Consider the following 15967-nt stretch of genomic DNA (forward strand, 5'->3'; position numbering starts at 1 on the left):
AATGATTATCAGAGATATATTTGCTAAACCAATTGATCGTAACATTAAAGGTGTTATCACGATTGGTGATGAAAAAGATAATAATATTAAGCAGGAACTTGAGGAATATGTTGTTACAAGAGAACTAAAAGGGCATTTCAAGGATTTTTTCGAGGCATATGCCAATAGTATTGGTAATAACACCACAAATATGGGGGTTTGGATATCTGGTTTCTTCGGATCAGGTAAATCTCACTTCTTGAAGATTCTTTCATATCTCTTAGAAAACCGTGAAGTCAAAGGTAAAAGAGCACTCGATTATTTTACCGATGATAATAAAATAACCGATACGGAAACTATCAGTAATATGAAGAAAGCTACAGGAATTGATAATGAAGTCATGCTATTCAATATTGATTCCAAAGCCCGGGATAACAATAAGGAACAAAGAAATGCAATTCTGAATGTCTTTCTACAAGTCTTTAACGAACAGTTAGGGTTATCTGGAGAAAGTTTTTGGTTGGCCGATTTAGAAAGACGAATGATTAATGATGGCCGTTATGAGGACTTTCAAGCAGAATTTAAACGACTTAATGATGATCATAAGGAGTGGATTGAAACAAGAAATGGCTTTGCCTTTATGAAGGGGACTATTAAAGAAACTTTAGTTAATATTGATTACATGTCAGATGCCGATGCTCAGGGATTCGTTGATAGTCTTTCTTCAGATTATTCAATCAGTGTTGAAGAATTTGCTAAAATGGTTAATCAGTATATTAAGAAACAATCTAATGATTATCATATGATCTTTTTAGTCGATGAAATTGGTCAATACATTGGTGATTCACAGCAAAGAATGTTGAATTTACAAAGTATTGTTGAGGACTTAGGTACTTATACTCAAGGTAAGGCGTGGGTGATTGTAACAAGTCAACAAGCAATTGATAAAGTAACTAATAATATCAATGGCCAAGATTTCTCAAAAATTCAAGGACGTTTTCATACTAGAATTTCAATGTCATCAGCTAACGTTGATGAAGTTATTAAAAAGCGACTTTTAGCTAAAACAAATGAAAGTCAAAATCTTTTGGAAAAAACATATAATGACGAACGACATTCTATTAATAATTTGATTGATTTTGATGGGGATGTCGAGCGCAAAAAGTATGATGACGCTCAAGCGTTTGCAAGTGTTTATCCATTCGTACCATATCAGTTTGTATTGTTGCAGCAAACCCTAACGGCCATTCGTGAGAACGGATCTGACGGTAAGCATCTTGCCGAAGGTGAACGTTCGATGTTGGCAGTATTTCAAGAGTCAGCTCAATATTATGAGAATAAAGATACTCGAACTTTGATTCCATATAGTGTTTTCTTCAGGGGATTGGAACAATTTTTGGATCATACGCATGCGATTGTTATTCAACACGCAATCGATAATGAGAAAATCAATCCTAATAATGAACCAAAGCCATTCGCTGTGGAAGTTTTGGAAACTTTATTTATGGTGAAGTATGTTAAAAACTTTGATGCCACATTGAATAACGTAACAACTCTAATGATTAATTCAATTGATACTGACCGAATTGAATTAGAAAATAAAGTTAAAAAGGCTCTAGCTATTTTGATTAATCAAGAGTTAGTAGAAAAAACAACTCATGGTTACGAATTTCTAACAGATGCTGAGCAAGATATTAGTAAACAAATTTCTAAACAAAATGTTGATCCAGGTGAAATTTCAGAGAATATTGGTAATCAATTATTTACAACTAATAATATTTCTAAACGCTTTGTTTATCCTAAATTGAACAATCAGTATACATTCTCCTTCAATACCTACGTTGATGATTATCCGGTTGGAGCCACTAATAATGAAATGAGCATCAAGATAAATACACCTGAAAGTGATTATCATCAAGATGAGACAGAACTAATTAGATTGTCGATTGATCCCACGCAACCACCAATTATTATTGATATGCCTGAGGAGAGTTCATATATCGATGATATGCATCAAATGCTAAAAATCCGTAAATTTGCACGGGATAATAATAATCAGTCAAACGATGCACGATCTCGTGAAATAATAAGTGTGAAGGTTTCAGAGAGTGGCACTTTGGCAAACAATTCAACGAAAGAGTTGATGGAAGCATTACAACAAGCTGACATTTATATTTCTGGTAAGAAATTGGCCAACAATGGAAAAGATTTTTTCAAACGTTTAAATGACGCAGAAGTAGAATTAATCGATGAGGTCTATCGGAACCTTAGCTATATTGAAGTTACAAAAAGTGAAAAAGATATTGTGACTCTGTTTAAGAAAAATGACCTTAAAATTAAAACTGATGAAAATAATCAGGCTACTCAAGCTCTTATGGACAGTATTACTAGAAGTTTTGATGGTCGAAATAAGATATCATATAAGTCGATTTTGGATAAGTTTAGTAAGATTCCATACGGTTATAAAGATATTGATATTAAATGGCTGGCTGCAAAGTTGTTTGTTGATGCTAAATTAAAACTATATGTTAACAATGCCTCAATAAGTTGGAGTTCAGAGACTGATCCTTTGACAATTTCACAATATTTTACTAAGAAGTCATATATTGACAAGGTTCAGTTTGAACCACGACGTGAAATTTCAGCTGACAAAAAACGTGATGTGCTTGAAATTGCTGATGAAGTCTTTAACAAACTTACATTCTCAAATGATGAGGATGATACAGTTATGAGTGAATTAAAGGAAAAGATTAAATCTAATATGCTTATTTTAAAGAGAAATAATTCGATGCCTAATTATTATCCTGGTAAGAATCTTCTTGAAAAAGGCAGTGCAATGTTCCAGAGACTCTATGATATTAGTGATGCTGATAATTTTTATGATTATGCAAGCAAGGAAAAAGATGACTTACTTGATTGGCATGACGATATGGAAGATGATGGGATTATTGAATTCTATAATAGCGAAAGTCAACAAGGTATTTGGGAAAATGCCCAAAAGATGTTAAATATCTACAATAATTCAGATGCATTTATATCAGGAAGTGAAGTACCAAGAATAGTTGCCGATATTAAAAAGATTCTTTTGTCCAATAAACCCAATGGACAAGTGCATCGATTAAAGGAATTAAACGAAAGTTTTAATAAAAGCTACAACATAGAGTTTGATAAACAACTTGAAAAAATGAAATCGATTATTGAAGTTGAAAAAGAAAGTGCACTTGATTATGCTCGCGCTAATGGATTTGCTGATGAAGTGGAAGCGGGAATCAATAAAGATTTTGAAAGAATAACTCAAGAAGCCATCGATTCAGTCGATTTAGATAAACTGATGGTTATGGATAATAAAGCTTCAGTTTGTGGTAATCGTTATAAGAGCTTAGTTGATAAGCTTGGTATAAAGAGAAATCGGGCTGAACGTGAACAAGCTGAAAAAGAACGGAAATTAAGAAACAAGCATGAAGATGCTAATACTGGTAATGAAAGAGAAAAGTCAGATGATGAATCAACTCCAACCGAAGAAATAACACCAACACATTTGAATTTGAAATCACTTGGTGTTGCTAAAACTTGGTATATCAATGATGAATCAGACATTGATAGAGAATTAGATAAATTAAAGAAGGTTCTTGCTGATCAACTTAAAGAGAAGAAGAAAATTATTTTAGAATTATAATAGGAAAGGTATTCAGATGGATAAGAATGCAATAAAAAAGTTTGCCATAAATTCCAGAGAAAACTTACTAGAGATGGTAAGGCAACGAGCAGGATTATTTGGAATAACTAAAGACGGTATCAGTGACAAGCTGGAAATTTCAACTAATGAAATCGAATATTATGTTGATGATAAGGTGCCATTGGTTGGCAAAGATATTCCAAAACGTCGTAAGTTAGTTGAAGAATTAAAAACTCGTGCCAAAAAGAGTGATTATCAAACCGCCTTTACAGATTTAACTGAAGAAGTTGCTTACACTTGGTTTAATCGAATTGTGGCAATTCGGTTTATGGAAGTTAATGATTACTTACCAAGCAGAACTAGGGTTTTATCAAGTACACAGAATCGTAACGAACCAGATATTATGATTGATCCATTGAGCTTAGAAGCTGATCTAGGGGCATTTTCCGATGATGATAGACAATTGATCGATGATGCCTGGGAAACTGAAGATCCTCTTAAAATGGATGATCTGTATAAAATGTTGTTTATTAAACAAGTAAATGCTTTGAACAAGAACCTACCATATTTGTTTGAAAAGACTAACGATTATGCAGAATTATTGTTCACTCCAAACTATAATCGTGGGGTTATTAAGTCCATCGTAACCGATATTGATGAAGCTGACTTTGATGTTTCTCAAGGTGGTCAAGTTGAAATTATTGGGTGGATTTATCAGTATTACAATACAGAACTCCATGATGAAGTCGTTAATATTAGTGGTGGTGCTGTTAAAAAGAGCGACATACCTGCTGCTACACAACTTTTTACAACCGATTGGGTAGTTCGCTATATGGTTGATAACTCATTAGGAAAGTATTGGCTAGAACGTCATCCTGATAGCAAAATTAAAAATGATTTGAAATTTTTACTCCCTGAAAAATTGGATATTGTGCCAAATAGTAATGAAGATATTCAAGATATTAAATTAATGGATAACGCTATGGGTTCAGGGCACATTTTAATTTACGCTTTTGATATCTTTATGAAGATATATCTTGAAGAAGGTTATTCTGCTCGTGATGCCGCGGTAAATATTATCACTAAAAATTTGTATGGTTTGGAAATTGATCAACGAGCTTTCCAATTAGCCTCATTTTCTTTAATGATGAAAGCTAGAGAGTATAATCGTAGAATTCTAAGAAAATCTGATATTAAGCCTAATCTTCACGTATTCGTCGAAAGTGACGACATCAATCCAGAATTCTTTGATCGTGTATCAACCGAAATCAAGGATGATTTACAATACTTGGTCAGTCAATTTAAAGATGCCAAAGAATTGGGATCTATCATCAGAATTGATAAAAAGTATGATTTTGATCAGTTGAGAACTGCAGTTGAAAATATTCCCGAAACTGGAATTGATCTTTATGGAATTCAAGAAGCAAAAAACACTGTCCTAAGGATTCTTGATTTAGCTGAAGATATGAGCATCAAATACAACGTAGTTGCGACTAATCCACCTTATTTGAACAAGATGGATAAGAACCTAAAGGCTTACGTTAAAAAGAATTACGCTGATTATGCAGGTGATCTATTCTCTGTATTTATTTATAACAATACAACGTGGCTAGCTCAAAATGGCTACTCTGCCTATATGACTCCTTTTGTCTGGATGTTTATTAAGACTTATGAAAAGTTGCGAACTTATTTAGTTCAAAATAAAAAAATTTCAAGTTTGATTCAAATGGAATATTCTGCCTTCGAAGAAGCCACTGTGCCAATTAACACCTTTGTAATTAAAAATACGCCATCTGATAATACTGATGGTGTATACGTTAAGTTATCTGACTTTAAAGGTGGTATGGAAGTACAGAAAGAAAAGACGCTTGAAGCCATCGAAAATCCTGAATGTGGTTATCTTTATCGAACTAACCAAGCGAACTTTAGTAAGATTCCTGGTAGTCCTATTGCTTATTGGACAAGTAGTAACGTGTTTTCTATTTTTCAAAAATCTAAAAAAATTAGTGATTATGGTTACTCAAAAAAAGGACTCGATACGGGCAAGAATGCTCTATATTACAGATTTTGGCACGAAGTTTCTAATAATGTTGGTTACTGGATTCCTCTGAATAAAGGTGGCAATTTTAGAAAATGGTATGGCAATCAAATATATATCATTAACTGGTTAAATGATGGTTATAGAATAAAGAATAATGGAAAAGCAAATATTCAGAATGAAAAATTCTATTTTAAACCAAATTTAAGTTGGACTGACCTAACTTCAGGATCTTTCAGTGCGAGATATACCCCTCGTGGATTTATTTTTGATGCTTCTGGTCCGAGTTACTTTGGTAATAACCTTAATGAAATGTTAGCGTATTTGAATTCCACTGTATTTAATTACTTGGCGAAGTTAACAATGAGTACAATGCATTATACTAATGGCCAGGTTGCAAAAATGCCATTTAAAGATTTTGATAATGGAGATATTAATTCAATAGTTACAGTGAATATTTCTATATCAAAAAAAGACTGGGATTCCTTTGAAACTTCATGGGATTTCCAACAACATCCATTCCTAAATCACATCGCTGATGATAAGCGAACAGAAGTCGATGGAAAGGTAGAAAATGCTTTTAATATTTGGAAGTCAGAAGCTCAAGATAGATTTAATCAACTGAAGTCCAATGAAGAAGAGTTGAACAAGATTTTTATAGATCTTTATGGCTTACAAGATGAATTAACGCCTGAAGTTGCTGACAAAGATGTATCGGTACGATTAGCTGACAAAGAACGCGATATCAAATCATTTCTCTCATACTTTATCGGTGTAGTGTTTGGTCGTTATTCATTGGATACTGATGGTTTAGCATTTGCCGGTGGTGAGTGGGACGCATCTAAATACAAAATGTTTGTGCCAAATGACGATAATTTATTAATGTTGAACGATGCCAAATACTTTGATGATGAACGTGATATTATCAATCGGTTAAAAGAATTCTTGACCGTTACCTTTGGCAAAGAAACGTTGTCTGATAATTTACAATATATAGCATCCGTTGTTGGTAAAAAAGCTGATAGTGATGAAGATTCAATTCGAAGATACTTTGTGGAAGACTTCTTTAAGGATCACAAAAAGATATATCAAAAACGTCCAATTTATTGGTAATTTTCAAGTGGTAAAGCAAATGGATTCAAGGCTTTGATGTATCTACATAGATATGATGAAAACGAATTAGCTATGATCCGGAGCAACTATTTGCATCCATTGCAAGGTAAATATGAAACTAGTCTGAATCAATTAGAGCAGTTCATAGATGTCGAAACTGTGATCAAGACAAAAAAGAAATTAGAAAAAGAACTTGCACATGTGACAAAACAATTATCTGAAATTAAAAAATATGATACTGTTATTCAACATTTGGCCAACGAAAAGATTGCACTTGATTTAGATGATGGTGTGGTTGTAAATTATGAAAAATTACAAAATGGCGAGAAAATTTTGTCAAAATATAACTAAATAAAAAGGCCCTTCCAAGTGGGAGAGTCTTTTATTGTGCCAAAAAAAGTGCCAACTATTTTGTGACAGTATTTAAGATGGAAACAATCTTATCTTGGTCCTGGGATTGCAATTCTTTGATGATATGAAGGTAGGTAGATTGAGTAGTTGTAATATTACTGTGGCCTAATCTTCTTGAAACTGAAAGTACGCTAACACCTTTGTAGAGTAAGACTGAAGCATGCGTGTGTCTTAATCCATGAAAGGTTATTCGGGGGATATTTAATGATTCAAGTTTATTTGTTAATGACTTATTTATCTCAGCACTTACCATAATATGCTGATTTTCGTTCATGAATATTGGTTGTTGTTTCTGAATAATATGTGAATTTATAAAGCCCCTTAACTTCATAATTGTTTGGTCATCGATAGCTATTTTTCTAATTGAAGATTTAGTTTTAGTTTTCATAAAACCTGTTTTATATTTATAATCCCAAGTTTTATTTACGCTGATATAGTCATTTTTGAAATCAATATCTTTACTTGTTAAACCGACAATTTCACCGTATCTCATGCCGGTAACAGCCGCAATATAAATAATCATTTCGTCGGCTCTGTTAGTATTTAGATTTTGAATTAACTTTGACCAATTTTGATAACTTAAAAATTTATTGGTTTTAGGTCGCTCAATTCCAGTAATGACTGCCTTTCTAGTCGGATCCGTAATGATAATTTTTTCGTCTAGAGCCTCTAACAAGCAAGCTCTAATTTGTTTATGAAAGCATGATACAGTGCGCTTTGCATGAGTTTTGGCAAAAGTATTTAACCCTTCTTGATATCTTATTTTAGTAAGATCTTTAAGTCGCATTTCGCCAAATATTTCATAAATATGGTTAGCAGTATTTTGATATTTGTTATATGTTATTTTTGAAACAACATTTTTTTTGAATATATTGATCCATCTTTTGTAGTAACTGACTAAAGGCTCTTCGCTTGATTTTGCACTAGATAAATTAGGATGCTCGATTTGGATTTGACTGGCTGCTAAGATAGCTTCTGATTTGTGTGTGAAGCCTGATTTGCGGAGCTTTTTATATTTTCCAAATTGATCTTTATACGATATTTCGTACTGCCAAACGTTTCCTCTTTTACGATAACTGACCATTATTTGTGCCCCCCGAACGGAACAGTTGTCACAATTTTGGCACATACGTAACTATATTCCAATAATTTTGTACTGAATAATTGTTTATCATCAGCGATGTGATTTAGGAATGGATGTTGTTGGAAATCCCATGACCATTCGGATGAATTATAATCTAGTTTTGATAAAATTATAGAGCTTTTAATAATATTAATAGTATGTTCTAAGTTAACATTATTATAAATGAACGGAATATTTCGTATTGCCGTGGGATTGTAGTCTAGTGTTGGTGATAAAACATTTAGAATATAGTCACTGACTTTTGAATTAAGCAGGCCTAATAAATAATATATTTTTTTTGTAAATATCATTGGTCCTTTACTATCAAAAATGAAACCATTTTCAGAATATCTGAAGGATGGAGACCCTGAGCTGAGGGAAGACCATGTGATTCCTTCTTTAAAGAGATACTGCGGATTTCTAAGCCCAAATTTGGGGAATTTTTTTAATTCTTCACCATCATTAAACCAATTTATTACGTAGTCCCTATTTCCAAACCATTTATGGTATTCACCACCCTTATTATACGGAAACCATTTTTTTGAGACTTAACAGAAGTTGAAGCATCTTTAATATTGAATCCGATATTGTTACTAGTCACTTCCGTCCATCTTCTTAAAAATCGATTATTATCGCCTGTGAAACTCCCCTTCTTTACATCAGCAATATCTTCAACTTTTCTATAATTAATGTATAAATCAAATATCGAATTTTGTACCCAATAGCCAATAGGACTACCAGGAATCTTACTAAAGTTCGCTTGGTTAGTTCGATTAAACCTATTTCCAGGAATTGGAACCGATGTAGGAATTTTATTAGATGCGTCTGCTGTTTTGATTTGGTGATATGTTCCGATGAATTTAGGTATTTTAGTATTTCTGATAACAGCGACTGCTGTGCCAAATGCAATTCCCATAACATTATTTTCCATGTGCATAAGATTGGAAATTGTGTAATTTTCCAACAGATGGGTCCTCATCTTTTCAAAACTGGATAAAAACATCCATGATTGCATGGTAACCATACAATTATATCCACCAGGAAGGATGGATTTATTCCAACGTTCGATGAACATTGAGAATAAATCTGATTTTGAATTAGGATAATACTTTTTAGAGAAATCACTTAATGATAGATCCATTCTTGATGATCCCATATAAGGTGGATTGGTTATTACGACATGATAATAAGAACCAAGTAGTTTGGAAACATTAATTAACATTTCCACTTGATGTAAAAGAGGAATTATTTCAAACGATAATTGATCAATATTAACTTTATTTAGATCATTAGTAAGGCTTAAATAATCAATATTTTGAGTTTGAATAAGAGATCCCAAATCATTACCATTTTTGAATAAGTTAACTAATGATCTTATGGAATCAATAGAATCATTTGATAATTTCTCAAACAAAGGCTCAAAATCATCAATATTGGTCTCATTTGTCTCAGGGACGTCATAAATATTGAGTTTGATATTACTTGATAATGCACGTCTATTGTATTGTCTTAACTTCATGTAAACAGCGAAGTATGACAACTGGAATGCACGAGTGTCAATATCTAAGCCATGTAAATTATTTGAAACAATTAATTTTGATGCTTCTCGTTCAGAATATCCTTCTGATTTGTAAATTTGCATTAATACATCGAAGGCATATACCAAGATATGACCAGATCCCATGGATGGATCAATCATTTGAATATCGGTTGGTTTAATATCTTTAAGTGGTTCATCAATATTCTTTAACGCTATAACTACGTTATCTGGTTGTTTTGCTTCTGACATGTAGTATTTCCAATTAAAAGTGGATGCAATTTCTTCCTCAGTACGTGAATCATCTTTTTCAATCAACGATTTTATCCAAAGTTTACCCAACGAATTTTGAACCATGTATTTGACAATCCAATCAGGGGTAAAGATTTGGGTCACAGAAGCAATTTCAGTATCTCTAAATTTATGTGATTTAGGGGATGAAATTGCTTTTTCTTTATTGTCTGTATTGTAATACTGATAAATCCACCCAATGATCTCAACTTGACCACCCTGAGAAACATCGAAGTCAGCTTCATCAATATCGGTTACGATGGACTTAATAACCCCTCGATTATAGTTTGGAGTGAACGATATAAGAGAAAATAAAAAAACGTTCAGAAATTTTCTGAACGTTGGTATAACAAGAATTTTACATAGTTAGAAAGGCTTTTCTTGAATCGTCATTGTCTTCTTTGTGGAACATTTTGATGAAACTCTTGTAATCATTCAATCGTTCACTAGGAATATTGATCAAAGAGGCTGTGGATGTAGGGGTATTTAAACCCCAGGAGAAGAGTAAATCGGATAATTCATTTGAAATTCTAAGATCACGTTCTTGAATTTTTTCAATTCCCCAATCATTGTTGGATTCAGATAATTCAAGTAGGATCTTGATTTTAGATTTTTGATAACTAATTTGTTTCTTTTGAAAATAACCGTTACTAGCGGTAATATTCAATTTTTTTTCAAATGGAATTTTGTTGCCTATATGTTCAATCAATCTTTTTACTTCGTTATCAGAAATTTTAGTAAAATAAGTTGGTTGAAATTTTTGGGGTAAAATGTGTTCAATTTCCCATTTTTCTGGTAGTAGTTCTTCTTGTCGCTGATAAGCCAAAATTTTTAAGATCATTCGAACGGTATTTCGATGTGCATTCTTTATGTCTTCTTTTAATTCATCTCTATCAACAGGGCTAAAATCAAATTTAGGTGTAGGTGAATTTATGATTTCAGCATTCAAATTTAATATACCAGTTTTAACAGCATTGATAGTTGGAGTAATGACGTAACGGGCACATAAAACGGCTAGAAGGTGATGAAGGAAATCTAAAAATAGCTCTTCGAAGTTTGTTTGGTCATGATATTTAAGATAGTAGATTACCACTGGATATTTCCAAAATTCGTTAGGATATGATGTTAGTGAATCAAGAGTTTGACGGATTTTAATGTTATTTGACCATGGTTCTGAAATTGCTGTTTTAGTATTAATAACAACCCATAAATTTAAAATGGTTTTTAGATTGCTCATAACATTCTTCTGATATATCTTTTCGAAGTTGTTTTTTGAATAGTATTTTCTAATACCAGGAGTAGTCGTCTTTCGGTCGTTTTCCAGGGCACGTAAGTAGAACATGTAGTAATAGAATAATTTTTGGATACTTTCATTCGCTGCTGTAGCATCGTCATTCAATTGTTGCCAGTCTTCAATAAAATCATCTTTCGTAGTGCTATCAAGATGGTTATATATCTTTGCTTTGAAAATATCTGCGTCTGATAAGGCTAATCCTCGATCATTAAGGGTTGAAAAGATAGTCAAAGCCATATCTTGAGAATCAGCTGTAATAGGTAGCAAAATAGCTCTGTTAAGAACGTTACTTATAAACCAATAGAATAACTCTGGCTGTTCTTTAGCATATTCTTCAATCAGATTTGTAAATAAATTGTAGTTTAGTGAATAGTTGTCGTTTGCGTTGGAAGAAGTTTTACCGGTTACCAAAATATCAGTAAATGTTTCGTTACCTTCGTCGCCCATAACTTTGGACACGATCAAAGTCTTGTTATAATCTACTTCGGCTGTCAATAAGTCCTGTTGCCAAAGGGCCGATTCAATTTGTGCTTTAAAGTTTTTAGATTTAGGTGTTTCCGTCATTGACTCTAATTTAGTATAAATAGCACGCAATAAAAGGAATAATGAGGTTATTCGCTGTTGGCCATCAATAATTTCTTGTTGTTTCTGATCATTTTCATACGCAACTATGGTTCCTAAAAAGTAAGTACTTTCATCGCTTTCATCAGATTCATCGTTGTGTTCTTGCGTATATTCGACTAAGTCATCAAATAAGGTTTGAATTTGTTCATCGGACCAGGCGTAAGGCCGTTGATATTCTGGAATTACGAACTTTTTGGTTTTGCCGCTTGCTAATAGTTGTTTGACATTCTTTTTATTTACTTCGATCGACGTTGCCATATACAAATCTCCCTTTTGTATTCTTGTGAAAATTATAATGATATTTTATCACAAGGAAAATCTGCGGTTTTTTAAAAAATTAAAATTATTTATTATTGGAAGGTCAAAATTAGAGTATGGATAAGGTATTATATGTAATTAGTAAGAGTGAAAAGAGGCACTAGCATGGCTGATGTCAAAAATGACCAAGTTATCGATAATTTAAAAAGAAAATTTAAAAAGGGTAGTCATATTATTTTTTGGTATGACGATAACGCAGAATTTACTGATGAGATAGATAATATCAAAGCTGAATTGAAAAATTTAGCCCAAGTAGTGATATTGCATACGGGGGAACAACTAAAAGTTAAATTGCAATTGTTGGATGCCCCAGCTGATGAAAACTTTTTAGTTTATTCACCAGAAAAACAACCAGTTATTAGTGATAATCATCTTAAAGATATAATTTTGTATTCAGATACCTTTACGGCAGATGCTCAAGAGATGATTCGTCGCGACTTAGGGTTACCTGAGCAATTAAGAACGTTTGTTAAAACTCATGCAAAATTCTTTGCAAATAAGAATCGAAGAAATAAATTCTCCAAATATGATGTGAATAGCTATTTAAAAAATCCTGAACTTGGGATTTTGGCAACGTTAGTTAATTCTAATCGCATTATTGTAAGTTTCTTTGATATTTTACAAATCGTGTTAAGCAATGGAATATACAAAAAGGATCTTTTAGATGAATTTGCTAGATATAATGTTTTAGGGAGTTTTTGGAAGTATACCAGTAGAATATTTGGTTATGACGAAACAAAAACTGACTTGCTGGATTTATCTTCAGCCTTGTTTATTACAGAAGCATTTAATCAAATGGAAGTGACTATACCTAAGAGAATTAGTGAATTCAATCTGTCATCCAAGTATGCCAATGTAAGTACTTTTATGAGTCAATTCAGTAACAGTAATTTTAATGATGAAGATAAATTTGAAGAAATTGCCGATGAAGTTTGGGCCCAGTGTGGAGATAAGTATGCTTTATTAAAAGATATCAGTATCGATCAGTTGGCAAAATCAAGTACCTTCAGTATTTTTGACCGTAAATTAATGCTATGGGAACAAGGTAGGCTATTATTATCAGACTACGATAGTAGAATTGATGGTTTAACATTCCCCGAACTAGTTAGACGCCGTTTAGAAATGCACTATGGTCATGAATATCGTGTGTTATATCAGATGCTTCTTAATGCGTGGAATTTGTTGTCGTCAATTGGTCGAAAACCAGCCAATACCACAGATGGAATGATTAATGCCTATGTCAAAGATGGTTATTTGGTTGATACTTACTACAGACGTTTCATCTTGAGTTATCAAAAATCTGGAATGATTGAAAGCTTTGTCAAAACAAAAGAATTAGTTGAAAGGGCTTATGCGGATGATTATTTGAATTCTTTTGATTTTACATGGACTGAGAAGCTCAATTATAAAAACTTGCCTAGTCGAAACTTACAGAGAAATTTCTATAGAAATTACATTGAACGAGAACAAAATAGAATTGTTGTAATAATATCTGATGCTTTTAGATTTGAAGCGGCTAAAGAATTAGAAAAAGAACTCACAATGGATGACCAAGTTACTGAACAAAAAATGGATTATTTAATTTCTGGATTACCTTCAGTTACTTATATGGGGATGCCTGCTCTATTGCCAAATAATAATTTGAGATTAGAGGGCAAGGCACTGTTAGTCGATGGAAAAGAAGCAACTAATCGTGAAAAACGATCACAGATATTGATTGAAAAAAATGTTAATAGTGCTGCTTATGCACTTGATGATATAAAAGGCGCTACCACTAAAGAGATAAAAAGTCTTTTTGTTGGTAAAGAAGTTGTATATATTTATCATAATCAAATTGATGCTATTGGTGATAATAAAAAAACTGAGGATGATGTCTTCAAAGCCACCGCAGATGCAATTAAAGAAATTAAAAATGTGATTAATCGATTAAGAACTAATAATATAAATCATTTTTATGTGACGGCAGATCATGGATATATTTATCGTGATGGAAATCTGACTGATACTGATAAGATATCTGAAGAAGTGGATCAGGGTGATCTGAAGTCGCAACGTTACATCGTGACTGATAGGCGAATTGACGAACCCGGTGTTGGTAAGCAAAGTTTAGCTGATATTTTGAATAATGATGATCGGCGTTTGGTTTATTATCCACAAACCGCAAATGTTTTCAAATCTGCTGGAACGGTTAATTATGTTCATGGTGGAGCATCACTTCAAGAAATGCTAGTACCCTTGTTAGAAGTAAGAACAACTTCAAATAAATCCCAAGCTGTAGACGTTGAATTACAATTGATGAGCACAAATAGAAATATCACTTCTCTTGAGGTACCAGTACGCTTGTTGCAGGCTAAACCTATTGATCAAATTAATAGACCAACAACTTATAAAGTTTATTTCCAAAATTCTAATAATGAATTGATTTCTGCAAAAACTGTTATTAATGCAAATTTAGCAGCAACCAAAGTTGAAGATAGAATGATGGATTTGTCGATTAATTTAATTGATAAGCAATATGATAAGGATAGTAAGTACTATTTCGTAATTGAAAACACCAATACTGGTGATGTAAGTAAAACTGAGTACAGCATGGATATAGCCACTTTTGGGGACTTTGATTTTTAGTTAGGATTATATAATTATCTAGAAAAATTTATGATAATATACGACCAGATGTTCGTCTGGTCTTTTTAATTTTCTTCAAAATTGATACAATATCAAAGTAAAGATTGGGGATAAAAATATAATGAAAATACTCTTCGTGGGTGATGTCGTAGGTTCTATCGGCATTAAGGCAATCGAAACGTATCTGCCTGAAATTAAGAAAAAGGTTAAGCCACAGCTGACGATTGTCAATGGCGAGAACGCTGCTGGTGGTAAAGGTACGAAGGAACCTGACTATCAAAAGATTACTCGAGCTGGTGCAGATGTCGTAACCGGAGGGAATCATACTTGGGATAAGCGTGAGATTCTTGATTTTATCGATGATCCAAAGAAAAATATTTTACGTCCATATAATTTCTCTGGGGACAATGTTCCTGGACGAGGTTTTTTGAAGATAAAAGTTAATACTAAAGAAGTTTATGTGATCAATATGCAAGGGACCGCCTTGATGCAGCCATTGGATAACCCTTTTTTGGCAGCCGATAAGTTGATTGCTAGTTTGGATAAAGATGCAATCAAGTTTGTCGATTTCCATGCTGAAACAACCAGTGAAAAGATTGCTTTTGCTAACTACATGACCGGCCGCGTTTCAGCTGTCTGTGGAACGCATACCCATGTCCAAACAAACGATGCACAAGTTATCAACAAGCAAACAGCTTACTTAACTGATGTTGGGATGACTGGTTCTTACGATGGTATTTTGGGTGACAAAAAAGAACCGATCATCAACCGTTTCTTGACTCAACGTCCGAATAAGTTTGACGTTGACGAAGATGGTCGGATGCAGATTGGTTTTGCCGTAATTGATATTAATGATCAAACAAATAATGCTCGTAGCATTAAAAACTATGTTATAACACCAAACAATCAATCATTTTTGAATTAAACGGAGGGAATTC

Annotated in this window: 8 protein-coding genes; 5 read left to right on the forward strand and 3 right to left on the reverse strand. The window is 33.0% G+C overall.

Translation table 11 applies throughout. The features are described from left to right. Nucleotide 1 precedes the first annotated feature (1 nt). The 3 genes from brxC to ACG72T_RS08880 are packed head-to-tail and all read left to right on the forward strand — an operon-like array spanning nt 2 to nt 7157. Nucleotides 2–3655, forward strand: a complete 3654-nt coding sequence (brxC, locus tag ACG72T_RS08870) for a BREX system P-loop protein BrxC (protein WP_395265852.1) — start codon at nt 2–4, stop codon at nt 3653–3655. 16 nt (nt 3656–3671) lie between these two features. Beyond that, on the forward strand, nt 3672–6806 hold the full coding sequence (pglX, locus tag ACG72T_RS08875; protein ID WP_395265853.1) for a BREX-1 system adenine-specific DNA-methyltransferase PglX: 3135 nt from the start codon (nt 3672–3674) through the stop codon (nt 6804–6806). 36 nt (nt 6807–6842) lie between these two features. Then, entirely contained in the window at nt 6843–7157 is a 315-nt protein-coding gene (locus ACG72T_RS08880) for a hypothetical protein (protein WP_395265854.1), read from the forward strand. Nucleotides 7158–7212: 55 nt separating this feature from the next. Here the strand turns inward: ACG72T_RS08880 and ACG72T_RS08885 are convergent, their stop codons facing one another. From ACG72T_RS08885 to ACG72T_RS08895, 3 genes are all read right to left on the reverse strand, one after another. After that, nucleotides 7213–8301 (reverse strand): tyrosine-type recombinase/integrase, encoded by a 1089-nt coding sequence (locus ACG72T_RS08885; protein WP_395265855.1) that lies wholly within the window; start codon nt 8299–8301, stop codon nt 7213–7215. A gap of 514 nt (nt 8302–8815) precedes the next feature. Beyond that, entirely contained in the window at nt 8816–10525 is a 1710-nt protein-coding gene (pglX, locus tag ACG72T_RS08890) for a BREX-1 system adenine-specific DNA-methyltransferase PglX (protein ID WP_395265907.1), read from the reverse strand. A gap of 1 nt (nt 10526) precedes the next feature. Beyond that, complete coding sequence (locus ACG72T_RS08895; protein WP_395265857.1) at nt 10527–12344, reverse strand: DUF262 domain-containing protein; 1818 nt, start codon at nt 12342–12344, stop codon at nt 10527–10529. Nucleotides 12345–12509: 165 nt separating this feature from the next. Between ACG72T_RS08895 and pglZ the strand changes: the two genes are divergently transcribed. Beyond that, complete coding sequence (gene pglZ, locus ACG72T_RS08900; protein WP_395265858.1) at nt 12510–15029, forward strand: BREX-1 system phosphatase PglZ type A; 2520 nt, start codon at nt 12510–12512, stop codon at nt 15027–15029. A gap of 121 nt (nt 15030–15150) precedes the next feature. Beyond that, a complete protein-coding gene (locus tag ACG72T_RS08905) occupies nt 15151–15954 on the forward strand; it encodes a TIGR00282 family metallophosphoesterase (protein ID WP_395265859.1) in 804 nt (267 codons plus the stop codon). Nucleotides 15955–15967: the final 13 nt, after the last annotated feature.

It is taken from the genome of Companilactobacillus sp. FL22-1 (assembly GCF_043951805.1).
Taxonomy (GTDB): domain Bacteria; phylum Bacillota; class Bacilli; order Lactobacillales; family Lactobacillaceae; genus Companilactobacillus.